This window comes from Parasutterella sp. St.1A3 (genome assembly GCF_059728705.1).
On sequence record NZ_BAAGFK010000001.1, the window covers coordinates 420,074 to 445,619 of the forward strand.

Consider the following 25,546-nt stretch of genomic DNA (forward strand, 5'->3'; position numbering starts at 1 on the left):
CTTCGGCGGTCTTTTTTAACTATTGATCCATGACAAAACCGCAACCGAAAGACGCCTCCGAACTTAAAGGCAAAACCGGACTCAGACGTTTAATTAACGCGACTCGCTATTCTGCTCAGGGCTTTAAAGCAGCTTGGAAAACCGAGGACGCTTTTCGTCAGGAATCCGTCTTAGCCGTCATTCTGATTCCGGTCGCAGTACTTTTACCGGTTTCTTTGGTTTACAAACTTCTGCTGATTGGCTCCGTTATTCTTGTTTTGATTGTTGAAGTACTCAATTCCGCGATCGAGGCGGTGGTGGATCGTTTCGGAGGAGAAATTCATCCGCTCTCCGGAAAAGCAAAAGACTTAGGGAGCGCCGCGGTGCTTCTTGCGCTAACGTTTGCCCTTATTACTTGGGTCAGTATTCTTGCGGATACTTTCCTCTAGAAGTCTCTAAATTTAAAGCAAAAAAATTAAAACCGCCGTGCGTTCGAAACGTCCGGCGGTTTTCCTGTAAAGACGATTAGATGTCTTTAGCGAGCTGCTCAGCAATACCGATGTAATCGTGCGGTGTCAGCTTCTGCAGAGATTCTTTCGCATCAGCCGGAATTTCAAGCTGGGTAACAAAGGCGTGCAGAGTTTCCGGTGTAATGCCTTTTCCGCGTGTCAGCGCTTTGAGCTGTTCGTAGGGATGCGGAACACCATAGCGGCGCATCACGGTCTGAATCGCTTCAGCCAGAACTTCCCAAGAGTTATCCAGATCAGCGGAGATCGCTTCTTCGTTCAGACGCAGCTTATTGAGGCCTCGCATTAACGATGTGTAGCCGACGATGCTGTAGCCAAAAGCAACGCCTAAATTGCGAAGGACTGTTGAATCAGTGAGGTCGCGCTGCCAGCGGGAGATCGGCAGTTTCTGGGAGAGGAACGTAAAGAAGGCGTCTGCCATTCCGAGGTTGCCTTCGGAGTTTTCGAAATCAATCGGGTTGACCTTATGCGGCATTGTGGAAGAGCCGACTTCGCCTTCCTTGAGCTGCTGCTTGAAGTAGTTCAGAGAGATGTAGCCCCAAACGTCGCGATCCAAGTCAATGAGAATGGTATTCGCGCGTGTGATCGCATTGAAGAGCTGAGCCATGTAGTCATGCGGTTCAATCTGGATGGTGTAGGGATTGAACGTGAGGTGCAGACGGTTTTCAATGACGTTGCGGGAGAAAGCGGGCCAATCACGGTCCGGATAAGCGATGGTGTGGGCGTTGTAGTTGCCGACAGCGCCGTTCATCTTCGCGAGAAGCTTGACGGACTCAATAGCCTGAACCGCGTTTTCAAGACGAGCGACGAAGTTGGCCATTTCCTTACCGACAGTGGTCGGAGAAGCGTGCTGGCCGTGTGTGCGAGAAAGCATGGAGACGCCGGCCCATTCGTGCGCAAATTCTTTGAGCTTATTGATAATGGTCTGCAGGTGGGAGCAGAGCAGCTCGCGGCCTGCGGAGAGCATTAAGGCGTGAGACGTGTTGTTGATGTCTTCTGAAGTGCAGCCGAAATGAACGAACTCGCTTGCGGCGGCGAGATGTTCGTTGATTTCCATTTTGCTCTTGATCCAGTATTCAACAGCCTTTACATCATGGTTTGTTGTTGCTTCGATGGACTTGATGGCTTTGCAGTCTTCGACGGAGAAACTGGAAACCAGACCGCGCAGATAGAGTTTGTCCTCTTTGGAGAGATCTTTAAGTTCGGGAAGATTGAACTCGGCAAGTGCGATGAGCCATTCGACTTCGACGGTGACTCGGGCACGCATAAATGCGAATTCAGAGAAGATATCGCGCAGGGCTTCAGTTTGGCGTCCGTAGCGGCCGTCAAGCGGGGAAACAGCGGTTAAAGCAGACAATTCCATGATGATTACTTTTAAAGTAAAAAATTGGGAGCCCATATTTTATCAGCCAATATACGTATGCAATGCGAGACGTTAGTAATTCTTGCCATTGCAGTGTAAGCAGCACGAGAGGTTTATCTAATTTTTTTCGATCAGTATGAAGATGGAAATAAGGATTAGGCTGATTCCAACAAATACAAGTAACCCACAAGGTTCGTGAAGCAGAAGAATGCCCCAAACAGCAGCTCCGAGCGGCTCCATCATTCCAAGTGTTGAAGCTACAGCGGCAGAAGTCGTTCTTGCTCCGCTAAAGAAAAATGAAAAAGCTAATGTTGCGGTGACTAAGCCAAGCCCCAGAGCAACAAATGCTCCTCTTAAACTGAAAACCCAATCTAAAGAGAAGAAAAAGAGAGTAGGCAGATTTATAAGTGCCACAAATAACATGACGAACATCATGACGACTTCAGCCGAAGCGTTTTCCATTGCTTTCTTTGAAAATATGATTTCACAGGCATAAGCTAATCCGGCTAAAAGCGGGAGGAAAGAATATATTGGAGAAATTCCTGATCCTATACTCTGCCAATTCAATGCAATGATTCCTACGACGGCAAGTAGCGTCGAAAGACACCATCGTCTGGAAGGAGTTTTTGAAAAAAATAACCATTCAATTATGGCGGTCCAGATTGGCGTTGAACCAATTGCAATGATGGTTCCAACAGCAACTCCAATTTTTAGGGTGGACGAAAAGAATAGCCACTGAAATAGAAGAAGTGAAACTGCTACTAATAAAATGTATTTCCAACGAATATTTTTCCATGACAGATTCAAACTATTTGTCGCGAGACACCAAAAGAACAGCCCCAGAGAGCCTATGAACATTCGTACTTCTGTTATCGTAAAAGGGGTTGCGCCGTTCGGGGCAAAACTCTGAAAGGTTCCGGAAGTACTGAAACATAGTGCTCCTAACAAGATGAGCAGGGGGCCGCGATTCATGGTTTTTTTCCTTCTTGAGACGAGAAAATTAAAAAGGTTTCGCCTTTGACTAACGTTCTTGTTCAGATGAGCTAAAAATGGATTTTTTAGGATCCAGAACAAAAATATCTTTTTCCATCCAAGGAGCGATGGAGATTAGCTGTGGGTAGATTTTTGTTTTTAAGATGTCGCAAACTTCTTTGATGACCTGTTCCATGAGGAGTTCAGGTTCGCTTTGCCTTGTGAGTACGTAAAGCCTTCTTGTTAACAAGGGATTAGGCATCTTAGTGAAGAAAATCTTATCCATGTATGCCTTATTTTGAAGAATTGTACTGACTCGAGAAATTGTCCAGCCAACTCCTTCTGCGATCAGTGAAAGCATTGTGCTGTTGCTGTCGACTTCCAATTGATTGGTCAGGGAGATACCAAGTGAGCGAAAGAAGACATCATTTAGCTTTCCTCCCCCTGTTGCGTGGTGGTACTTTATGAAGGGGATGCCGCAGAACTGTAAACCTTGCCAGCTTTCGCAGCAGGGGTCGCCTTCAAAACGTTTTGGAAGAACTATCAGGCTTCCTTCTTGAAAAATAAGAACTTGTTTCAGACCGGATAACTCTGCCGACGGATCACTCGAAATTATGATGTCTAACTGGCCTTCTCGAAGTTGGCGATACAAGGAGTTTGATGTTGCAATAACAGTTGTTAGCCGTTTTGTTTTTGATTTGAGCCTAATGATGAGCTGCGGAAGAAGATCTACGCTCATGCTTTCAACACAGCCTATTCGCAAAATAGGTTTCAGTCTGTTTTTCTGTTTGATTTCTTCAGCAAGATTCAAAAATTCTTCAAGCTGTTTGTTCAGCTCCTGTTGAAGAACTTTTCCTTCAGCGGTGAGAGAAATTGGTCTTGAGGTTCTGTCAAAAAGAGAACAACCCCATTGTTTTTCCCAGTCGATCATTGCTCGAGATACGGCGCTTTGTGTGAGCCCGAAAAACTGCCCGGTAACGCTTAAATTTCTTGTTTCAGCAGCTTTTAAAAAAATTAGAGCCTGGCGACTTAAAAATAATTCTGATGTGGAAACACTTTGCGTCATATTTTTAGCTCCCATTTTCCCTTGTATCCATTTTGCGAGGAAAAGTCTGTTGTAGGTGCATAAGTTGAGTGTTATGAATTCTAACTATTCACTGTTTTTGGGTTAGTGATAAGAAAAGATGACTTATGTAATTCTCGCAATTGAGCGTTAAGCTCACTTCTCAATCTTTATGGGAGAATAAAAATGCTTTGGATTCAGGCAATAATCATACTGGCCTGCATCATGCTGGGAGCCCGAAAGAATGGTGTTGCAATGGGTTTTGCCGGCGGTGTCGGTTTGTTCTTACTAGTATTTGTATTCGGTTTAAAACCGGCATCACCGCCGGTGAATGTTCTTCTTATCATCATTGCAGTTTCTTCTATGGCAGCAACTCTTCAGGTTGCCGGTGGACTGGATTTTCTCGTCCATATTGCTGAAAAGGTTTTGCGCAGCAGACCGCAGAGAATTACATTTATGGCGCCCATCGTGACATTCCTCTTCACGGTTTTTACCGGAACCAGTTACGTTGCACTTGCTGTGTATCCGGTTATTTGCGAAGTGGCATTAGAAGCGAAGATTCGTGTTGAACGTCCGATGTCGATCGCGATGGTTGCAAGTCAGCATGGTATTTCAGCAAGCCCGGTTTCAGCTTCCACAGCGGCTCTGTTAGCAGTTCTGGCGGCTCAGGGTGTGTCTCTGGGGCAGATAATGGCTGTGCTTGTTCCAGCCATTTTCCTTGGCATCATGATTGGGGCGCTGAGTGTTTATAAGAAAGGCCTTGACCTTGAAAAAGATCCCGAATTCCTGAAATTAATTGAAAGCGGCGAAGTAACTTTTAACAAAGGAGAGCAAAAGAACTACAAACCGAGTAGAGAAGCTATTGTTTCAGTCGTTCTATTTGCAATCGGTGTTTTGGCAATTGTTCTCTTGGGTAGTGTTAAGACTCTAATGCCTTCGTGGCTAGTGAACGGCAAGACAACCTATCTCTCTATTCCCAATGCTATTGAGATCATTGCGTTTCTTACATCTTTCATTATGGTTATTGCATGCAACGTGCAGCCGTCAAAGATCGCTCGAAGCAGCGTGTTCTCGGCAGGTATGACTGGGGTTATTGCAATCTTCGGTATTGCGTGGATGACAGATACATTCTTCCTTGCACATAAAGCTTTCATTATTGAAAGTCTAGGAGGAGTAGTCCAAGAGTTCCCGATCCTCTTTGCCGTTATGATCTTCGTTATGTCAGCTCTGTTGTTAAGTCAGGGAGCTACCACAAGATCGATCATGCCCCTGGGTGTATCGCTTGGTCTCCCGTTGGGATCTCTCGTCGCCTTTGCCCCGGCTGTTAACGGTCTCTTCTTCTTCCCAGCGACAGGCAGTGCGATTTCCGCAATAACTTTCGATAGGTCAGGAACAACAAAAATCGGCAGGTATGTATTGAATCACAGTTTCCAGCTGCCCGGCTTCGTGACTTGCATCAGCTCGATTCTTATTGGCTTGGTTATCTCATACTTCGTTTTCTAATCGGAGATATTAAATGCGTATTGAAAAAGATTCTTTAGGAGAACTTCCTGTTCCGGACGATGCCTACTATGGTATTCAAACTGTTCGTTGTGCGAATAATTATGACGTAACGGACCATACTTTCAATGAGCTTCCTCATGTTATCCGAGCTATGGCCGAGATTAAGAAGGCAGCGGCTTTAACGAATGCAGAGATCGGTGCTTTAGAAAATGATAAAGCTAAGGCGATTGCTCAAGCCTGCGATGAAATTATCGCAGGTAAGTTTGCAGACCAATTCCCCGTGAATGTTTGGAGAAGCCATGGTACCGGCGTCAATATGAACATCAATGAGGTAATTGCTAATCGTGCAAATGAAATCCTCACAGGAGAGAAGGGCTACGATGCCGTTCACCCCAATACACATGTGAACATGTGTCAATCTTCAAACGATACATACCCGGCTGCTGAAGCGATTGTCCTGTATCGGATGATCAGCAAAACTCTCGAATCAGTGAAATATTTCGAAGATGCTTTGGCAGAAAAGGCAGTTGAGTTTAAAGATATTCCTCGCTTGGGGAGAACCTGCATGCAGGATGCTGTTCCTATGACTTTTGGTCAGGTCTTTGGCGCATGGCATTCCTTAATCGCAAGAAATAGAAGGCGGCTGGAAGCGCTCTTACCTGAGTATCAGGAAACGATCCTTGGCGCTACGGTTTTGGGCTCCGGTATGGGAGAACTTCCCGGATATAACGAGGCAGTATACAAACACTTGTCTGCAATAGTAGGTTTCCCAATGAAACAGGCCAAAATGGAGAGCGAAGTTATTGAGGATTCCGCACTATTTGACGGTTCGCAAAACAATGACTCCTTTATTTATTTAATGGGAGTGCTAAAGTGTATCGCCTGTGCCGGCGGAAGGATTGGAAACGATCTGTATGTCTTTAGTTCCGGACCTCGGACAGGGATTGGAGAATTTATTCTTCCCTCAATTGCTCCGGGATCGTCGATTATGCCGGGCAAGATCAATCCCTACATGCCGGAGATGCTTCTTCAGATCATGCAGCAAGTTATTTCTCATGACATGATGGCCACCTTAACAATAAATGAATCCGATTTGGACCTGTGCTCCAGCACGTGCGGCAGCTTTATGGGCAGCATGGAGTCTCTTGAACTCATTGATAAGGGATTCAGATTAGTAACCGACTTGTGTATTAAGGGCATCAAGGTGAATGCGGATTTAGCAAGACATAACGCAGAGATGAGTACCTCACTAGCGACGATGGTTTCTGCTTTATATGGTTATCCAGTCGGGACCAAAATTGCTAAGAAAGCATATGCAGAAGGCAAATCGTGTAAGGAAGTTGCGTTAAGTGAGGGCCTGATCGAGCCGGAAGTCGCTGAGGAGTTATTTGATGTCAGGAAACTCGCAGATCGCAAGGCGACTATTGAAATGTTTAAAAAATACTCAAATCTGAGAAAAATCGGCTAAGGAGATTCAAATGCGAAAAGAACATGATGGTTTGGGAGAAATGGATCTTCCCGATTCTGCCTATTGGGGAATTGTCTCTGAAAGGAACAAGAGAGCGTTTAATGTTGGTTCGCTGACATTAGATGACTATCCTTCATACATCCGAGCAGTTGCACTGTGTAAGATAGCTTGTGCCCGCGCAAATGTTGAAATAGGAGCACTTGACCCGACTAAAGCAAAATTCATTGAAGAAGCTGCTTGGGAAGTTGCTAACGGAAAGTTTAAAGGCAATTTTGTTGTCAACATTTACCGTGGTTCGGGTACACCGACAAACATGATCGTGAACGAAGTAATCGCGCACCGAGCTAACGAATTAATGACGGGAGATAAGACTAAGGGAGGAATTCATCCCAATACACATGTGAACATGTGTCAGTCTACTAACGACTTGATTCCGACAGCAAAAGAAATCGTGATCTATGAAGAATTGGGCAAAGTGATTTCTGCAGCAGAGTATTTTGCTGATGCGCTGCAAGCAAAAGCAGATGAATTTGCAGACGTGATTAAAATGGGGAGAACCTGTCTGCAAGACGCGGTCCCTATGACTTTAGGCCAGGAATTCGGAGCTTTTGCGCACGCGACAAAAAGACTTGTTAAGAGATTGAAATCGGAGCAAAGCCGCTGGAACAGATCTTGTATAGGAGGAACCTGCGTCGGAACTGGTATGGGCTGCATGCCGGGATTTAGAAAAGTGATTGAGCGGCATCTTTCAGACGTGTGCGGACGGCCAATCTATACAGAAGAAGATCTCTTTGACGGCATGATGGCCACAGATGGTATTGTGATTGCTCACGCTCATCTGCAGGCTCTTGCCACAGTCGTATGGAAAACGGCGAGAGATATAAGACTTTTAGGCTCCGGTCCAAGAGCGGGATTTGGAGAAATCAATTTGCCCGCTGTTGCACCCGGCTCTTCCATTATGCCTGGTAAGGTTAACCCAGTTATTCCGGAAATGGTTTTCTTGTCCACAGACAGAGTTTGCTCTAATCATGCAGGGCTAATTGCCGGCGTACTTTCTGGTTGGTTGGAATTGGGGACCTCTTCAGGAATTCCGGTTAAAAGCTTCATTGAGAGTTCCGATCTGCTGTCTAGAACCATGCGCGTCTTTGCGGATAAATGTATTAAAGGAATAACCGCCAATAGAGAGCATTGCCGTGGGATGACGGAAAAGTCAACCTCTTTGGCGACGATGGTTTCCGCGCTGTTTGGCTATGAGGTCGGCACAAAGATAGCTCATTTGGCTCTCGATGAAGACATAACTTGTAAAGAAGCGGCAAAGAAAGCTCACGTGCTGCCTAACGAGGTTATTGAGGATCTGTTTAATGTTGATAATCTTGTCGACGCAGACAAGATGGAGGAGCTTTTTGCGAAATACCAGAACTACAGAAATGTGTGAGTTTAGAGTGAACTATTCCGCATTAAGAAAATTTCTTAAACGACAAACACTCTAGCTGAGGGTGTTTGCCTTGCTGAATAGTGTAAGCAAGAGCTACGACAAGTCTTTAATTATTAAAAAGCCCGCGGTGACGCGGGCTTAGATAATTAAAGGATAACCGGCTCGTTTGGCACCGGATTCTCAACGAGCTTATTGGGAAACGCCGGCGCAAGCAGTTTGGCGAGTTCTTTGAACGCGTTGCAGACGCCGCTTTCGAACTGGCCTTGGGAGAAACTTTCCTCGATTCTCTTGACGATCTCGTTCAGTTCGTTTTGCTTGACGACGCGGGTAGCCGCTCGGTCCAGATAAATCTCAATCGCGCGATCGCTTAGATTGAGATAAATCAGAACGCCGTTGTTCTCTTCCGTGTCCCAAACGCCGTACTGGCCGAAAAGCTCTTTTGCCCGATCGGCGTCTGTGATGTTTCTTCTCAGATCCTTAGAAGGAATGCTGCGTTCGATGATCAGGCGGAATTCCGCGCTGGTCCGGGTTTCGCATTCTTCAATGCAGCGGGACACCTCGTCCAGAGAAGACTGAGGAAAGGCCATGGTCACCGGGATTGGTGACATTACCCAATGTTTAAGTATTCTTCCGACTGACATTTTTACCAACTCCCGCTTGCGCCGCCGCCAGCGGAATCTCCTCCGCCTCCGGAGCCGGCACCGCCGCCCATGCCTCCGATTCCGCCACCGTCACCGAAGCCTCCGCCGAATCCGCCGCCACCGCCGAATCCTCCAAAGCCGCCGAAACCACCTCCATTATTTCGACTGCGATAGCGGCGATCCTGAGAGTACATTCGCGCAGTGCGTCTTGCACCCGCCTCAAGGACAGCAGTCGGGATACTCATGGCGATGATGACCACTGCGATCGCAATGATAATGCCCGCTGTGAGCGACTGCATGATGAAGGCAGAGAGTCCGCCGACTGCCAGACCGGCGATGGGCGCGGATTTGCGGCCCATCAGCTCTCTTAACATCATGGTGATCACAAAGCCGATGAAAATCACTGCGACCCAAGGCTGATCCCAAAGGGCTTCATCCGGATCGTAGATGTTCCAGTTGCCTTCATCAGAAGATTTTGCGTCGGGCGCCGGCAGATTGCCCGCCTCAATGCGCGCAAAGATTCTATTGAGGCCCTGATTGATGCCCTGATAGTAATTATTGGTTTTGAAGGCCGGAAGGACCGCTTCGTTAAGGATGCGGGACGCGGTGACGTCCGGGATGATGCCTTCCAAGGCGCGCATCACGTCAATGCGAACTCTGTGATCATTAACAGCGACGACAAAGAGCAGTCCGTCACCGACATTTTTACGTCCGAGTTTCCATTGATCCCCGACTCTGTGCGCGTAATCCTCAATCGGCTCTCCGTTTGTGGAGGGGACAATGATGACCGCGATCTGAGAGCCGACTTTGGATTCAAAGGAAGCGAGCTTTGCCTCGAGCGAGCGTTTCTGCTCCGGTGTCAGGATATTTGCCGTGTCAGTGACATAGGCAACATCCGGTACCGGAAGCAGATCGGCCGCGTTTGCTTCGCAGAAAAGCGCTGCGATGCTGACGATCAAAGCGGCTAGAAAACTAAGCCATTTACTTGGCCGGAGCAGGAGCAGTTGTTCCACCGAAGTCCACCTTTGGAGGAGTTGTGATAGCGGCTTCATCAGCTACCGTGTACTGCGCCTTAGGTTTGTAGCCGAGGATCCAGACCCAGACCATCTGCGGGAACTGACGGATATAAGTGTTGTATTCCTGAACCGTCTTAATGTAGCGGTTGCGTGCAATCGCGATGCGGTTCTCGCATCCCTCAAGCTGAACTCTCAGCTCTTGGAAGGCGGCGTTGCTCTTGAGTTCAGGGTAGCGTTCTACCGTGACGAGCAAACGTGAGAGAGCGCTGCTTAATTCGCCCTGAGCCTGTGTAAATTTCTTGAACGCTTCGGGATTTTCCATCAATTCCGGAGTCGCCTGAATGGACGTGGCCTTAGCTCTGGCGTTGATGACGTCTGTCAGGGTGGATTTCTCGAAATCCGCTTCGCCCTTGACGGAGTTCACGACGTTAGGAATCAGGTCATTGCGGCGCTGATACTGATTCAGCACTTCGCTCCATGCTGCTTTAGTGGATTCGTCGAGCGTTTGGATTTCGTTGTATCCGCAGCCCGTCAGCATGGTGGCAGTCATAAACATGCCTGCGACTAACATGAAAAATCGTTTCATAGAAGGCACCTCGTGTCTAAAGGTCTGATTAAAAGTTTAAGAAAAATAGGTCAGCAGCTGCTCGATCGGTTCCCTAGGCTGGGGAGTCGGAGCGTCTTTTTTAGGTGTACCGAGCATGATCCAGCAGGCGATGATTTCGTCTTTTCTGCAGAAGGCTCTAACCGCATCCGGGTATTTGGTGCTGGATCCGCTCACGATCTTGCCGCCGAATCCTTTGATTTCCAGCGCGGAAAGAAAATTAGAAACCGCGGCGCCAACGCTCATCCACTGTTCGTATTCCGGGACACGGGCGTTGTCGGTGCTGATTTTTGCGATAGCCGCGACGACAGCGGGCGCTTTAGTCGCTTTGCTGCGTGCTTTTGCGGCTTCTTCGGCATCTGCGCCCATGGAAAGCTCACCGCTTTCGAAGAAGTCCGCGAGCTTGGCGCGGTTTTCTATGATGACGAAACGCACCGGATGCAGTCTGCAGTGATCCGGTGCGGCAGAGGCCCACAGAGCGGCCTCTTCATAATCCTTTGCTGTGGGTACGGGTTCTGTTAGAAACTTTGCGCCCACGGAGTGCCGTGAGGCAAGCCTCTGAATGATTGAGCTAGGCATTTTGCATTTTTCTAAATAATCGGGACTAACTTTAAGCTTTGCCGATAATCATAATGGTTTCTACTTAATGTAGAAGCGTCCGAACTCAAATTGGAAAGTGTTTAGCAGAAAAGATCGGGCTGTATGGTTTAGAAAAGGCAAAACGCCAAAAATCCTAGAGACCATAAGAGGAAAGCCAGAGCAACCGGCGGAAAGATCTGCTGAATTAGACGGAATGCCGAGCATTTGAAGTACTTAGCGCAAACAATGAGGCACAAATGAGCGGGAGTTAAGTATTGGATAAAGAATCCCAGCGCTAACAGCCAGCACACTAAGTTGAACTGGTTTCCGGTTAAGCCGACGATCAGAGGCATGACAATCGCAACATACGCTTGGCTTATCCCTGTTATATAAGCCAAAAAGACAGTAACAAGAGAAAATGTGAGGACTGTAGGAACACCGCTCGAATAGATGAAGTTTGTCAGTAGCTGATTGATCCCAAGCGAGTTGATAACAGCAGCAAATATTAGGATGAACGCGACCTCAGAGAGTAGAAAAAGGTTATCTTTGCTTGGCTTGAAAGCTTTCCAAACGGTCTGAGGTGAAACCAATGCCAGCGTAAAAATGACGGTTGCCAGCCAGAAGAAGATTTTTATATCCAAGAGAAAAAAGATCAGAGTTTCAATGAAGATTGAAACGAATACGAGGATTATTTTCAAGCTCATCGAGCTTTTGATTGAGTGGCCGGTTTCTTTTGAATATTTCTTAGAACTCGGAATCAGAAACTTCCAGCCCAATAGGAAAGTAAGCAAAGTGAGCGGAAGCAAAGTTAGACTGACAAACCACAAAGAAGTGTTTGTAATGGCGCAGGCCAAGACGGTTCCCGTGATCAGTGGGTTGCTGTATACGTGGAAGTGCCTGAAAAAATAGTTAATCGCGGCGAGCTGACAGCCTGAGAGTTTTTTCCCAGCTGAAGACGGAAACATGGAGCAGGCAAAATGCGCGCCGCCTATAGACGGAATCAAACCGATTAGCCCGGGGATGAACGCATAGGACAGACGAGTTAAATTCCGATCCGCCAGATAGTTTTCGATCGACGAGATCACGCTTAGTCGATCAAGAATTCGCTCCAAGACAGATACCAAATAGAGGATTAGAAGAGGAGCAAAAAAGTAATCGAAGGTGCCTAAGCGGTTAAATGTGTCATGAACTGTTCGACTATTACCAAAAAAGACTAGCAGTGCTAATGACGCAGCTAAGAAAAACCTTCCTATCGTCATAGTCTCTCCTTGGTTCTTTATCGCTTGAATTTATTCGGCGAACCGGCAGATTTGAAGGAAAGCTCCGTCCTGCTCGTTAAATTCATTGAATTCTTTTAATCGTTTTCTCGCGACAGGCTCATCGAGCTTGTAGATTTCATAGGCGAGGGCGTCAGTCAGTGCGAGCATGGGAGACATGATATCCAAGAACCCCTGAAAAAGAAGAGGTGTCAGCAGGGACACTTCAGCAAGACTGATTTCGTCAAAAGTTCTGTAGTCGGAGACGACAATGATCTTGACGCCTTTTCTTGCCAAGAGTCTTATCAGCTTCAGCGTTGACCGCGGATAGTGAATCACTGTAAAAATTAAAGCGGCGTCTTCCTCAGAAAGATCGTTGATTGCAGAAAAGGCATCAAATTCATCAGTTCCCTGAATGTAGCGAACATCTTTATGAACCTTACCGAGGACATACGAAGCATGAACTGCAACGCCGAAGCTCGCCTTATGGCCAACGGTGACAATTTTGCGGGCCCTGTATAGCGTATTGGCGGCCTTTAAAAAATTTTCATTGTCCAATTCTTCGGAGAAAGTTTTTAAAGCTTTCATCGACTGTCTGATGGTTGCTGACAGAGTATCGTCTTTGTCGGAAGCTTCAACCGCTAGAAATTCATGTTTTCCAATTGAACCCTGAGCGATTTGCTGAAGCTCTTTCTGCAGGGCAGGGAACCCGCTGAACCCCATCGCAGTTGCGAATCTCACAACTGTTGCCGAACTGACTCCGGCTCTTTCTGCAAGTTCTGAAGCGTTAAGGAAAGCCGCTTCCAGATGGTTATGCAGAAGAAAATTTGCGATTCTTCTGTGCTGACGAGACAGCTGCTGAGCTTTTACTTCTAAAAGCTTTAAAAAATTTGGAACATTGGCTAATTCAGTTTGCTGCATTATTCGTTTCTTCTGAAATTTAGATTTCATTTTAATCAACAAATTATTCTCTGTTTTGTGAGAAATTGGAATTATTAGTTAGTAAAACTACTAATTTTGAAAAATTTATTACGTAATTAGAATTTCATTCAGCTTCATTTGAAATAAAAATTGCAAGGAGAACTTATGCAGCGACGCAATTTATTTAAGCTTGGACTCGGTTCTTTAGGAATCATGAGTACCGCAGAGCTGGTTCACGCACAGGAACCGTCTGAATCCAAGACGAACAACTTTGACTTTATCGTGATAGGCGCTGGCGCGGCTGGTATGGCGGCAGCCATAGAAGCAAGATCATTAGGAGCTTCTGTCGCAGTTCTTGAAAAGGCGCTCCGTCCTGACGGCAACACGTTTTATGCTTCCGGACGTCTGTGCGGCGTAGGAAGCCGCTATCAAAAAGAGACCGGGGACACTCTCGAGAAATTTGTCAATGATGCTTGGCACGAAACACAAGGGGTTGGAGATAAAAAAGTCATTGAGGCTTTTGCCAAGGAATCCGGCCCAAGTATTGACTGGCTTATCGATATGGGCGTCCCCCTGACGCTGAAAAAGGGGTTGCCGGCGCCAAATTTGTCCAGAGCTTTCTTTATGACCACAGACGGAACTACCGGAGGATCTATTCTGATGAGAAGGCTTCTTAAGAAAGCAAAGGACGACGGAGTCAAACTTTTTGTGAACACGAAAGCCTTTGAACTTATCACTAATCCGGATGGGGATGTCATTGGCGTCAAGGCGAAAACACCTGAAGGAGTCAAGTCGTTTATGGCTGCCAAGGGTGTGATTATCGCGACCGGAGGATTCTCGGCTAATGAAGAAATGCGCGTGATGTACATGGGTCCGTGGGCTGCAAGACTGAACTTGAGAGGCTCCATGAGGAACACCGGCGAAAATATTCTTATGACCAGACCGCTTGGCGCAAAACTTGTAAACATGACAGAGTTTTACGCTGGTCCGATTGTTCCTGAAACGCATGCAAATCCGGCTCGTGTCAGCAACTCCGCATACGGAATGATTGTTGGTAAAGACGGCAAGCGCTGTGTAGATGAAAGCTTGGGGCAGGCCATACGCTCTAAGCTTCTGCCGCAGGTAACTCCTGATAATCGGACGTTCATCATTTGCGACATCAAGACAAACGATGAAGACAATATCCTTACCAAACTCTTAGACCGCTTCAAGAGATTGAACAGCCCTGTTTACGAGGCCAACACTATCGCTGAATTAGCTAAGAAAGCCGGCATTAATGAGAAAAATCTTGTTGTCAGCGTAAAAGAGTTCAACGAGGCAATTGCTAAAAATAAAGGTTCTGAACAGGAACCCCCTCACAACAGAAAGAAACCGCACCCTGTTTCTACCACGCCGTTTTATGCCATTCCGATGAGCGGCGGTATTGCGGCTACTTTTGGGGGACCGAAGATCAATGAGCATGCGCAGGTTATTGATTTGGATGATGTTCCGATTAAAGGACTTTACGCAGCCGGTAATGCTGCAGGCGGCCTCTGGTATGCGGAAGACATTCCGGGCTGCCAAATTACGAGCGGCGTGGCGATGGGAAGAATCGCCGCAAGACATGCAATCACAGGCAAATAAGGAGAATGAAATGAAACATAAGTTGTTAGCCTCTATTTTTGCGGGTTTCTTAGCCTTATTTTCGGTTTCGGTGTTTGCTCAGAACGCCGCTCCTTTAGCGGACAGACATGTTCAGAAGGGACAGAACTGTGCGGCTTGTCATTCGGAGAATCCCCCTGCAAAGGCGGTTCCGACTGAAAAATGTCAAAGCTGCCATGGCGGATTTGAGGCTATGAAAGAAAAGACTAAGGATCTCAAGCCTAATCCTCACTATACGCATATGGGCGATCAGTCTTGCGAAGAGTGTCATAAGGGCCATCAACCGTCAGTTAACATGTGTTCTCAATGTCACAAAATTGAACTGAAAGTAAAGTAGTCTGATTGTGACGGGCATGAGGAGACCTTATGGTCTCCTTTATTTGTTTTGGGATTAAACAGCCGTTTGATGAAGTGCCTGTGACGTGGATATGAATAAGGAGAGCTAGTTAATAGAAATGAACGAGGAATTCGTTTCAAATCGTCGTCACGACAGCTATACCCCACGTTCTTGGAAAAAGTGTTACCGAGTAGGTAATTTCCACCTAACGCGAATAAATAACCTCCCGTATTATTAAAAGTTTTCAAAAGTTCCCAGAAAGAATCAGACGTGAGAGAAACTTTTAACTTCGATAAAAAAGACAGAGAACTGCTCAGACGCATCAACGAGGTGATTGACCACGGCCCCGCGACATCCGAAGAGCAGGAGGCCTTTAATACCAGTCTGCATCCGCACGGTATCCAGAATATGGTCACCACCCATGAAGTTCGCATGGCAATGGCGGTCATTAACCTTCTGCAGAGACTGAACAGCATCGAAGGAATGAATGAGCGCCTGTCCGCGCTTAAAACACTTCATGAAGAAGTGCTTTACAGCGCTCAGACGCCCTTTAAGTTCAATACGGCCCGCGTGCTGATTCAAATCATGAAAGATATTGTCCGCTCCCGCGGCAATGAGGAAGAGCAGCTTCGTCTGATCCACGACTTCCAAAAGGTTGCCGCAGGCAACCCCCGAATCGTCCGCTCCTTTCTCACTAGGTACTATCTTTTGGAAATGCCGGAAGAGTGGAATCAGAAGACCATGGATGACCATGTTCATGATTCAAACACCATGGGTCGCAAGAACCCGACTTACCTGGTGATGGATGCTCGTGTAAAAGGTATTCGACGTCTGTCCGTCGTGTATTACAACTATGTGGATCCGCACGCCGTTTACGAGCTGTTCGAGGCGGCGCGCATCATGGAAATTTCCGTCCGCTTAGGCATTAAATACAGGGCCAAGTTTGACGATCGATACGTAGAGATTCTCTGGACGCCCAGAGGATTTACCGATACGAAGAGCGTGATGGACTTCCTGCAGGAACCGGATGTTGTTCGCTTAATGGCCCAGGGCCGAAAGGTCGAACTTTGGGCGCGTGAGCGAGTCCTTGAGACGCTTGCCGCCTTTAACGAGAAGCACGCCCCGACAATCGAAAAGGAATACGGCCTGAAACTGCCGAAACTTTCTGAAGAGCAGTTCAGAGCATTCATCGGAACCGGACAAACCTCCTTAGTTCGTTTGGCTGAATTTACGCATAAGTCCATTCTTCCGGCTCTTGAAGCGAGAGCGGAAGAAATCCAAGAGGCATTAGGCACCGCGGCCGAAAACGAAAAAGCCGATTTGAACGCATCCTTGGCAAAGCTTGATGAGCTCACGTCTGCGTATCTGTATCAGAACTATCTGAGACCAAGCCGCAACTCCGAGATTAAGTCGCTGAGCCTTCCTCAGGATGACGATCGTCCGGAGCTTCTGAATATTGATATCGCGTCTTTGCTTTCCATGCTCAAGTCTGTGCGTGCGAATTCGCGCGCCACTTTGCTGACAAGTCGGCTGAGCGCTGTCGATGTGCTGGAACTTCTGTGGGATACGGAAGGCGCTATTTCGCACTTGGAAGTCTTCAACATGAAGGAGTGGAAGCTTGGGTCACAGGAGAATATTCAGGAGATCAATGATCTGCAGCACGCGATCAATGAAAGAAACGTCATCAAGCTTAAACGTCTGATTTCTTCGATGCTCGCGCTTCCGCAGGTGCAGGAGCATCCGCAGAAGAAGGCGGTATTTACCGAGATTCTGGAAAACATTCCATTGCTCTTGAGTTTCTACCGCCGCCAGCCCCTTGGAAGTCGATTCGGTACGGACTCCACGACGCTCTTGGGTTCGCATTTTGGCATGGGGCTTGCCGTGCCGGAAACGCTTCCTGTGAGCGCGCAGAAAATGATCGGTAAAAAATCCCGATTCAGCCCGTTCAGCCTACCACTTAAAGTGCCGGTTAAATGCGTGGATGTGTACTCGGAAAACGAGCACTCGCCCGGCTGGATTAAATGGCTCAAAGAAAAGACCGGATGCTCCAAACTCGGCAGAAAACACGAACGAGTCTGGGAAGCCGGCTACGCGCATGCCGCTCTCACTGATAAAGGAAACATCATTACGTTGGGCGGTGAGACGCCTGCGGATTCCAACGGTTTTGTTCATAAGCAGAGCGAAGAAAAAAACGGTAAGAAGCAGGGCTTTGCGTACACCAATACCACGCTTTTAAACATCCTGAAGGTTTCCATCGGTTTTGTTCCGGCGTTCTTCACGTTCATGATGACGCAGAACTGGTGGGTGCTTGCTTGGTTCGGCGCGCTGATTTGGTTCAGTATCACCGGTGTCCGTAACATTATTCAGGCGCTGATCGCGGCGGGCGGATTCCGTCAGGGTATGCGCATTAATTGGACTCAGGTTGTGAACTGGTCCCGCGTGAGTGATTCGCTTATGTACACAGGCATGTCGGTCGTGCTGCTGGAAGGCTTTACGCGCAACATCCTGCTCGGCCATTGGCTCGGCATCACTGTAGATAAAGCGCCGCTTCTGGTGTTCTCGATCATCGCGCTTGCGAACGGCTTATATATCTCTTCGCACAATATCTTCCGAGGCTTCCCGAAAACCGCGGTGGTTGGAAATCTCTTCAGAAGCGTGCTCGCGATTCCGGTGGCGATGGTCTACAACTTTGTACTGGCAATGATCATTCCAATTCTGACGGGCGGTTCCGCTGCGGCGGTTCTAGTGCCCGCGGCCGCAATTGTTTCCAAGTTTGCTTCTGACACCGTTGCGGGCGTGATCGAAAGTGTCGCGGATCGTCAGAACAACTATCGTCTGCGTACCTCAGACTTTAAGATGGGCGTCAAAGGCCTGTTTGACTGCTTCACCAAGCTTGAACTTGCGTTCCCGAAGAACGACATCCTCTCGCTCCTTTCTAATCCTTCCGAATTCATCAACATGATTTCGATGAAGTCGAAGGCGATGGAGATTCAGTGCATTGTGATTTCGCTAGACCTGATGTACATCTGGTACTACCAGCCCTGCGCAAGATACGCCTTCATGTCCGAGCTTCGCAAGATGAGTGCGGAAGAAAGACTGGTGTTTGTACGCTTCCAGCAGACGCTGTCTCAGTACCAGGAGGTATCACGTCTCTTCCTTGACGGAATGCTCGGACAGAAATTCTCCAAGGCGCTTTCTTTCTACTTGGAAAACTACAAGGATTACCTGCAGGCCATTGAGGAGATCCGAGTTAAGGCTGATGGCGGCGATATTGTTCAGGTTTCTCAAAAACAGGAGAAATTAGCCGAACAAGGCTTAAAGCAGCAGGAACCTGCTTAATAAACTGTTCTTTACCGGGAGGCCGTCAATTTGACGGCCTTCTGTCTATTTGAAGGGATTTAGATCCGATCGCATCGGCCAATCAAAGTGGACTTCAGAGCACAAGATTTGTTCGGTTTGCGGTTGGATTTCAGAAAAATTTAATTGCCATGCAACTTAAAAACGGCATTTATTAGCGAAAGGAAATAAGATTTATAAAATATATCGATATATTCTTATTAATTTAAATATATTTAAAAATAAATAAAACAAATAGTTAATAAAGATTAGCTCATCGTATATGCTTGGTTTTGATACAGGGAATTCATAGATTTATCGATATAAAAATATTTCTAAACTTACAAATAGGTTATGTAGTTGTTAGCAGTCAAATCTTCTTGTAGGAGAAATATTTATGTCAAGCAAAATGTGGGGCGGTCGTTTTTCTGAAGTACCGTCTAAATTTGTTGAAGAATTCGGTGCAGTCATCAAAGTAGAAACTCGTCTCTGCCCGTACGATATCCAAGGCAGCATGGCGCATGTAACGATGCTTGGCGAAACCGGTATTCTGAAGGCAGAAGATGTCGAGCTGATTAAAAAAGGTCTCGCAGAAGTCGGCAAAGAAATTGAAGCAGGCAAGTTTGTCTTTAACGCCGAAGACGAAGACATTCACATGGCAATTGAAAAGCGCCTCACCGAAATTATCGGACCCGCAGGCGGTCGTCTTCATACCGGAAGAAGCCGTAACGATCAGTGCTGCGTGGACAGCTATCTCTACTTCCGCGACGCAACGAAAGAATGCCAGAAGCTGATCGTCGAAATCCAGAAATCCCTTTTTGAACAGGCAGAGAAGAATTTCGGCACCATCATGCCGGGCTTCACACACCTTCAGGTTGCTCAGCCCGTACTTGCCGCACATTGGATGATGGCTTATTTCTGGATGCTCAAACGCGACTACGACAGACTGCAGAGCTTCCTCGACCGTCTTGTTGAGTGCCCATTGGGTGCCGCCGCTTTAGCGGGAACGGACTTCCCGATCGATCGTTGGTCGACTGCCAAACAGCTCGGATTCAAGAAGCCGACAGAAAACAGTATCGATACTGTTGCTGACCGCGACTACTGCATTGAGTTCGCCTCTATCGCCGCAATGAGCTACATGCACTTATCCCGCCTTTGCGAAGAAATCATTATCTTCGCGAGCCAGGAATATAAGTTTGTCGAACTCTCCGATGACTTCACAACCGGCTCCTCCATCATGCCGCAGAAGAAGAACTGTGACTTTGCGGAACTGATTAAAGGTCGTACCGGCCGTATGTACGGCTACCTCCAGGCCATGTTGACCATGATGAAAGGTATCCCGCTTGCATACGACAAGGATATGCAGGAAGACAAGTTCCTTTCTTACGAGACGATTGACCTTTGGCAGAACACTATGAAAGTTATGGCTCCGATGGTCCGCAAGATGCGAATCAACGCTAAACGCACATATCAGGCTGCGGCGCACGGCTTCTCTACCGCGACTGATATGGCCGACTACCTTGTCAAGAAAGGCATGCCGTTCAGAGATGCGCATCGCGTAGTAGGGCAGACCGTTCGTTACTGCGTTGAAAAAGATAAAACTCTGGAAGAGCTCACGCTGGGAGAATTCAAGGCTCAGTCGGATTTGTTTGAAGAAGATATCTTTGAAGATATCTCCCTTGAACACTCTGTGGGTGCCAGAAAGTCCTACGGCGGCACTTCTCCTGAAGCCGTAAAAGTTCAGATGCAGAACGCTGAGAAATTCCTCGACGACGCACATCAGAAGCTTCTCTAAACATCGCAAATCAGGGCGCGGGTTTGACTCGCGCCATCGGATTACCGGCAGAAAATTCTTCACAAAACTATGAGAGACATTATTGAAAAACAAGGCATGCGCAGCTGCTTAGGCATGGGAATATTGTTCTCCATACTAAGTGCGGTGACATACGGCCTTAATCCGATTTTTGCGAAACTAGGGTATGCGGCCCAGCTCTCCGGAATAGAGATCCTGCAGTCGAGATTTTTGTTCGCTGTTATGACTCTTGCCATTGCCGGTCCGTTTTTGGAGGACGGTTTTTATCGCTTCTCCAAATCGCTGCTGATTAAATCGCTCTTTATCGGCTTAATCGTCCTTTTGCCGCTGAATCTTCTCTATGTGTATGCGCTGAAAGATATTCCGGCGTCAATGATGAGTCTGATCACTTACGTTTATCCGGTGATCATTCTTCTTGTTAACGGAACCGTCTTTCACAAGAAAATACAGTCGAGCCAGATTGTTTCAGTCGCACTGATCGTCTTGGCGTGCGTGTGTATCTTTTCTGATGCGCTGCGTTCCAGAATCACTCTTACGGCTTTAGCCCTCGGATTTTTATCCACACTCATGTACGCTGCATACCTTCTTTCGCTTCAGCAGCTCGCGGAGAATGTGTCAGCTTACAAGATCACTTTCTTAACCCTTCTTTTTGCCAGTCTCGGACTTTGTTTCTTCCACAATCCTGTTTCTGTTCTCAGTCTTAATGCAGAACAGCTTGGCGTTACTTTCGGCTACGGCGTGGTTTCGACAGTACTGTCAACCATATTCGTATCCAAAGCGATCCAAATGCTCGGTGCGACGCAGGCAGGAATCTTCTGCTCATTTGAACCGGTATTCACCATCTGCTTTGCCAGTTTTCTCCTCGGTGAACATATTCCGGCATTCCGCTGGGCAGGCATGGTTCTTTTGATTGTTGCGATCATTGCGCCCAACAGAAACAAGATTACTGAAGTCCTGAGACCTAAAACCCTTCAATAAGGAGAATTATGATGGACATGATGTTTTGGATGGAACTGATCGTCGTCATTGTCGCTATCTTTATAGGCGCTAAATGGGGCGGTGCAGGCCTAGGCGCAGCAGGCGGTATAGGCCTAGCTGTCCTGGTCTTTGTATTTGATATGAAACCCGGGGCGCCGCCCGTGAGTGTGCTGCTCATCATCACTGCTGTGATCACCTGCGCGTCTATTCTGCAGGGCTCAGGCGGTTTGGATTTCTTGGTTAGTATCGCAGAGAAGATGCTGCGTAAACATCCAAAGAACATTACTTTCATGGGACCGTTGGTTTGCTACCTCTTCACGCTCTTCTGCGGTACTGCTTATGTTGCTTTCTCGGTTTATCCCGTCATTGCCGAAGTTGCGATCGGCGCAAGAGTCCGTCCGGAGCGTCCGCTGACGATGTCCGTGATAGGAGCCCAGTCGGGTATTACCGGTTCTCCGATGTCTGCTGCGACTGGCGCTGTGATTGCTCTTCTCGCGGTTAAAGGAGTAACACCGCTGCAGATTTTCGCGGTATCGATCCCTGCCTGTCTGATCGGTGTTCTGATCGGCTGCGCTTTCATGTTCAAGAAGGGCTATGAGCTTGCCGACGATCCCGAATTCCAGAGACGCGTGATGAGCGGCGAGTTCCAGGACAAGCCGGTCAGCACTGACATGCGCAGCTATTCTTCCAAGGCCAAGAGAGGTGTTGCGGTTTTTGCGCTTGGCATTTTGGCAGTTGTCTTCTTCGGTTCTTTCCCAAGTCTTCTTCCTTCATGGGAAACCGCAGGCAAGGTGACACGTCTTTCTATTCCGAATATGGTTCAGATCGTGATGCTCTGCTGCGCCGGCCTCATCATGGTGATTGCCAATGTTGAACCGAAGAAACTTGCTGACGGCTCTGTCTTTCGTTCCGGCTTAATCGGCATGGTCGCGGTTTACGGTGTGTCTTGGCTGACAGCGACTTTCTTTAATTTCTATAAACCGATGTTTGTTTCCGAGTTCGGAAACATGATTGCGGGTGCTCCGATTCTCTTTGCAGTTGCGCTGTTCATTCTCTCCGGCGTGCTCTTTTCTCAGGGTGCGACGGTTACCGCTCTGGTTCCGATGGGTATCGGTTTAGGCATTGCTCCGTCTGACTTAGTTTGGATGTTCCCTGCGGTCAGCGGCTACTTTGTTATTCCTGCGGGCGGCGCGATCATCGGCTGCGTTGCCTTTGACAGAACCGGAACGACAAGAATCGGCAAATTCGTCTTTAATCATAGCTACATGCTGCCCGGTATTGTGACGACGCTCAGTCAGCTAGTCATTGGTTATGTGATTGCTCAGTTTGTTTTCTAAGACGGTCACTTAATCTTTCGAAGCCGAGGCAGGATCCTCGGCTTTGCAATTAGAATGGTCTGATAACAGGAGTAAATGATGCCGCTGTCTCCAAAATCAGAAGAATTTCTCAAGGTCGAGCGTTATATTTTTAGAACACATCCTCAGCCCGGCGACAAAGTCGCCGGAGAAGATGAACTGATCGCTAATCTTCATTTGACGCGCTATAAAGTGCGTCAGGCCTTGGATCTTCTGGTACAGATGGGTGTGGTTGAGCGTCAGAAGAAGCGTGGAACCATCATTAAAAGGCTCGCGACAAATGACATGACGTATAACATTCTGGAGCAATTGAAGCTTGCAGGATTTGATGAAGAAGAATTTAACGAGGCGCGGCTGATGATTGAGCTTGCAGTCATTCCTTTTGTGATTCAGCGGCTTACTCCTGCGATTCAGGCCCAGATGAGACAGCTTGCTCAGAACATACGGCTTTACTCGGAAGATCCGCTAAAGGCCGATGCGTTTCTCATGGAATTTCATCTGCTCATGCTGCACAGCTGCGGCAATCGAGTGATGGAAGTGTTTGCCGGTGTTGTGCGGACCTATTTCAAATCAACCAAGCATCTGATCAAAGAGAAGCCGAAGGAATTTTTTGAAAAACGGGCGGATCTCTGCGAGAAGCTTCTCGCAAGTTTAAAAAATAAGGAGTTAAATTCTGCCGCTTTGATCCTGACGGAGATGATTGAAGTAAAAGACGGGCAGTGAGTAATAGCAGCTGAACCGCAGTGCTTTAGCTTTGTTTCTCTCGTCAAGGAAATGCCGTCAGTGTGCAAGAGGAAGGCCGCCAAATGGCGGCCTTCTCTGTTGAACTGCTAAAAATCAGCTTTATTTATTCTGGCTGGCAGAGATACCTGCGATGTTGCCAAATGTCAGAGCGTCAGCGATAGCATTTCCGCCGATGCGGTTCTTGCCGTGCAGACCTCCGGTGACTTCACCTGCGGCGTAAAGGCCTGGAATCGGTTTCCCGTTTGCATCCAGAACTTGAGCGTTCGTGTTAATCGCGACGCCTCCCATGGTGTGGTGTACGGACGGTTTGCGGGGTTCCGCATAGTACGGACCTTCATACATCGGAATCGTCGGAGAGCACGACGGACGATTGAATTCCGTATCTTTTCTTTCGCCGCGGCAGAAGCTGTTGAATTCATCAAAGGTCTTTTTCAGGACCTTAGGATCGATGTTTGTCTTCTTCGCGAGCTCTTCGACAGTTTCACCTCTGACCAGTTTGCCGGCTTTGATGAGGCTGTCTACGGACAGTCCGTGAACAGTAAGGCCGTCTTTCACCCGAGCGTTTTTAACCGTGCACATTCTCCAGAATGTCCCGCCGGGCTGCTGAATCGCAGCTTTCGAAAGGACGTCTCGACGTTCCATTTCGTTGACAAATCGTTTGCCTTCGTTGTTAACGTAAAGTGCTGTACCTTCACAGGTTGCGATCGTCTGACCGGTGGTTGGATCAGTAACCGGAAGCAGCTGGATATAACCCATGCCGACTAACTTGGCACCGGCTTTCTCTGCCATCGGAATGCCGTCACCGGTAATCGCGCGGCTGTTAGTTGTACCGATGCGCTTGTCAAGCTTGCCGTCCCAAAGCTGGTCGTATTTCATGCGCATTTCGATATTCGCTCCGAAACCGCCTGTTGCTAAAACAACACCTTTCTTAGCAAGGACCTCGACGTTTTTGCCTTGACCATCTTTAGCCTTAACACCGACGACTCGACCGTTATCTTTGATCAGCTCGTTAGCACGAGTCATGTAGTAGACCTTAACGGGGAGTTTTTCTTTATCTATCGTATCTCGGTAGGTATTGAGATAGCCTAAGCCGCTGTGATAGTTCGCAGCGTCATGGCTTCTAGGCCAGAGAGCGCCGACGTACTGGCTGGTATACGGGTGCCACTCAAGGCCCATTTTCGAAAGGCGAACAACCGTTTCGGGGGCGTGTTTCGTCATTTCATAGATCAGATCAAGATCGGCTTCATAATCACCGTCTTTCCAAGTCTGAAGAGCATGGAATTCGGGACTGTCAAAAAGAACCCCCGGGTGAGCTTTAATCCAAGCGTTGTAGTCAGCGGATATTTTGGTCTGAAGTTGTTTGTGAAGTTCGCTTCTAGGCTTATCTTTTAGGACATCCTCTACGAGTTTCATCTGTCCTTCAGACATCTTCTGCTTGCTTTCAAGCGCTTCATCGGCAGCGTTCAGAGCACCTCCGGCGAGAATGGTATTACCACCGAGGAACGGCATTTTCTCAAGAACAATGACATTGGCTCCTTTGCGCGCTGCGGCAACAGCTGCAGACATACCGGCCCCGCCGCCGCCAACGATGACAACGTCAGCTTCAGATTTAGCAGGAACTGATACGGCGTATTTAACTGCCTCGCCTTTGCGGAATTGTGCAGGATCAAGACCGGCTTTCTTAAGTGCGTCGGAAACAGCACTTAGAATACCCATAGATGTGAAAGTTGCGCCGGATACGCGGTCAACTTTCAGTGTCTGATGATCAACGATGGCTTTAGGAATAAAAGCTTTAGGAAGATCGGAAACGCCGGGAGATTCAAAGTTTTTAAGGATTTTGACGTCCTTGATATGACCCTTTTCAACAGTGACAGCGACGTGAATTGCATCGTTGTGGCCCTGAGCTTCTCCTTCAAATGTTCCGTCTGCGGCTGAAGCAGTAAATCCGAATATGAACAGTAATGCCGCGGCTGCGGGAGTAAGCAGTCTTTTCATTTTTCCTCCAAGAATTGAGT

Annotated in this window: 21 protein-coding genes; 11 read left to right on the top strand and 10 right to left on the bottom strand. The window is 47.7% G+C overall.

Going from position 1 to position 25,546, the window contains the following annotated elements; translation table 11 throughout:
- The first annotated feature begins 29 nt into the window (after positions 1-29).
- The gene (locus AC6I1F_RS01970) at positions 30-428 is read left to right on the top strand and encodes a diacylglycerol kinase (protein WP_289171986.1); all 399 of its coding nucleotides are present in this window, start codon (positions 30-32) and stop codon (positions 426-428) included.
- A 76-nt stretch (positions 429-504) separates the two neighbouring features.
- Here the strand turns inward: AC6I1F_RS01970 and purB are convergent, their stop codons facing one another.
- The 3 genes from purB to AC6I1F_RS01985 all read right to left on the bottom strand — a co-directional run bounded on the left by purB (position 505) and on the right by AC6I1F_RS01985 (position 3,922).
- Positions 505-1,869 carry an adenylosuccinate lyase gene (gene purB, locus AC6I1F_RS01975; protein ID WP_289171985.1) on the bottom strand — a complete coding sequence of 455 codons (1,365 nt, stop codon included), beginning with the start codon at positions 1,867-1,869 and terminating at the stop codon, positions 505-507.
- A 117-nt stretch (positions 1,870-1,986) separates the two neighbouring features.
- Positions 1,987-2,841 (bottom strand): DMT family transporter, encoded by an 855-nt coding sequence (locus tag AC6I1F_RS01980; protein WP_289171984.1) that lies wholly within the window; start codon positions 2,839-2,841, stop codon positions 1,987-1,989.
- A gap of 49 nt (positions 2,842-2,890) precedes the next feature.
- Positions 2,891-3,922 carry a LysR family transcriptional regulator gene (locus AC6I1F_RS01985; protein WP_289171983.1) on the bottom strand — a complete coding sequence of 344 codons (1,032 nt, stop codon included), beginning with the start codon at positions 3,920-3,922 and terminating at the stop codon, positions 2,891-2,893.
- A gap of 168 nt (positions 3,923-4,090) precedes the next feature.
- Here AC6I1F_RS01985 and AC6I1F_RS01990 point away from each other — a divergent pair, with 168 nt between their 5' ends.
- Genes AC6I1F_RS01990 through AC6I1F_RS02000 form a run of 3 tightly spaced genes read left to right on the top strand, consistent with a single transcriptional unit; the run spans position 4,091 to position 8,310 of the window.
- Positions 4,091-5,407, top strand: a complete 1,317-nt coding sequence (locus AC6I1F_RS01990) for an anaerobic C4-dicarboxylate transporter family protein (RefSeq protein ID WP_289163837.1) — start codon at positions 4,091-4,093, stop codon at positions 5,405-5,407.
- A 13-nt stretch (positions 5,408-5,420) separates the two neighbouring features.
- On the top strand, positions 5,421-6,875 hold the full coding sequence (locus tag AC6I1F_RS01995; protein WP_289171982.1) for a lyase family protein: 1,455 nt from the start codon (positions 5,421-5,423) through the stop codon (positions 6,873-6,875).
- A 10-nt stretch (positions 6,876-6,885) separates the two neighbouring features.
- Entirely contained in the window at positions 6,886-8,310 is a 1,425-nt protein-coding gene (locus tag AC6I1F_RS02000) for a lyase family protein (protein ID WP_289171981.1), read from the top strand.
- Between the two features lie 146 nt (positions 8,311-8,456).
- Here AC6I1F_RS02000 and AC6I1F_RS02005 read toward each other — a convergent pair whose 3' ends face one another.
- From AC6I1F_RS02005 to AC6I1F_RS02030, 6 genes are all read right to left on the bottom strand, one after another.
- Positions 8,457-8,951: a TPM domain-containing protein gene (locus AC6I1F_RS02005; RefSeq protein ID WP_289171980.1), complete on the bottom strand. Its 495-nt coding sequence runs from the start codon at positions 8,949-8,951 to the stop codon at positions 8,457-8,459.
- A 2-nt stretch (positions 8,952-8,953) separates the two neighbouring features.
- Positions 8,954-9,964, bottom strand: coding sequence for a TPM domain-containing protein (locus AC6I1F_RS02010; protein ID WP_289171979.1), 1,011 nt, complete (start codon positions 9,962-9,964; stop codon positions 8,954-8,956).
- Positions 9,933-10,553, bottom strand: coding sequence for a LemA family protein (locus tag AC6I1F_RS02015; protein WP_289171978.1), 621 nt, complete (start codon positions 10,551-10,553; stop codon positions 9,933-9,935). The genes AC6I1F_RS02010 and AC6I1F_RS02015 overlap by 32 nt, the downstream gene beginning before the upstream one ends.
- Before the next feature lie 36 nt (positions 10,554-10,589).
- The gene (locus AC6I1F_RS02020; RefSeq protein WP_289171977.1) at positions 10,590-11,150 is read right to left on the bottom strand and encodes a nitroreductase family protein; all 561 of its coding nucleotides are present in this window, start codon (positions 11,148-11,150) and stop codon (positions 10,590-10,592) included.
- A 128-nt stretch (positions 11,151-11,278) separates the two neighbouring features.
- A complete protein-coding gene (locus AC6I1F_RS02025) occupies positions 11,279-12,409 on the bottom strand; it encodes a DUF401 family protein (RefSeq protein WP_289163827.1) in 1,131 nt (376 codons plus the stop codon).
- 30 nt (positions 12,410-12,439) lie between these two features.
- Positions 12,440-13,327, bottom strand: coding sequence for a MurR/RpiR family transcriptional regulator (locus AC6I1F_RS02030; RefSeq protein ID WP_289171976.1), 888 nt, complete (start codon positions 13,325-13,327; stop codon positions 12,440-12,442).
- A 165-nt stretch (positions 13,328-13,492) separates the two neighbouring features.
- Between AC6I1F_RS02030 and AC6I1F_RS02035 the strand changes: the two genes are divergently transcribed.
- From AC6I1F_RS02035 to AC6I1F_RS02065, 7 genes are all read left to right on the top strand, one after another.
- Positions 13,493-14,950 carry an FAD-dependent oxidoreductase gene (locus AC6I1F_RS02035; protein ID WP_289171975.1) on the top strand — a complete coding sequence of 486 codons (1,458 nt, stop codon included), beginning with the start codon at positions 13,493-13,495 and terminating at the stop codon, positions 14,948-14,950.
- A 10-nt stretch (positions 14,951-14,960) separates the two neighbouring features.
- A complete protein-coding gene (locus AC6I1F_RS02040; RefSeq protein ID WP_289171974.1) occupies positions 14,961-15,305 on the top strand; it encodes a cytochrome c3 family protein in 345 nt (114 codons plus the stop codon).
- A gap of 270 nt (positions 15,306-15,575) precedes the next feature.
- The gene (locus AC6I1F_RS02045; protein WP_289171973.1) at positions 15,576-18,644 is read left to right on the top strand and encodes a hypothetical protein; all 3,069 of its coding nucleotides are present in this window, start codon (positions 15,576-15,578) and stop codon (positions 18,642-18,644) included.
- 394 nt (positions 18,645-19,038) lie between these two features.
- Positions 19,039-20,436 (top strand): argininosuccinate lyase, encoded by a 1,398-nt coding sequence (argH, locus tag AC6I1F_RS02050; protein ID WP_289171972.1) that lies wholly within the window; start codon positions 19,039-19,041, stop codon positions 20,434-20,436.
- A gap of 69 nt (positions 20,437-20,505) precedes the next feature.
- The gene (locus AC6I1F_RS02055; RefSeq protein ID WP_289171971.1) at positions 20,506-21,432 is read left to right on the top strand and encodes a DMT family transporter; all 927 of its coding nucleotides are present in this window, start codon (positions 20,506-20,508) and stop codon (positions 21,430-21,432) included.
- An 11-nt stretch (positions 21,433-21,443) separates the two neighbouring features.
- Positions 21,444-22,769 carry an anaerobic C4-dicarboxylate transporter family protein gene (locus AC6I1F_RS02060; RefSeq protein WP_289171970.1) on the top strand — a complete coding sequence of 442 codons (1,326 nt, stop codon included), beginning with the start codon at positions 21,444-21,446 and terminating at the stop codon, positions 22,767-22,769.
- Positions 22,770-22,844: 75 nt separating this feature from the next.
- Entirely contained in the window at positions 22,845-23,510 is a 666-nt protein-coding gene (locus AC6I1F_RS02065) for a FadR/GntR family transcriptional regulator (protein WP_289163745.1), read from the top strand.
- Between the two features lie 120 nt (positions 23,511-23,630).
- Here the strand turns inward: AC6I1F_RS02065 and AC6I1F_RS02070 are convergent, their stop codons facing one another.
- The gene (locus tag AC6I1F_RS02070; RefSeq protein WP_277612570.1) at positions 23,631-25,526 is read right to left on the bottom strand and encodes a flavocytochrome c; all 1,896 of its coding nucleotides are present in this window, start codon (positions 25,524-25,526) and stop codon (positions 23,631-23,633) included.
- Positions 25,527-25,546: the final 20 nt, after the last annotated feature.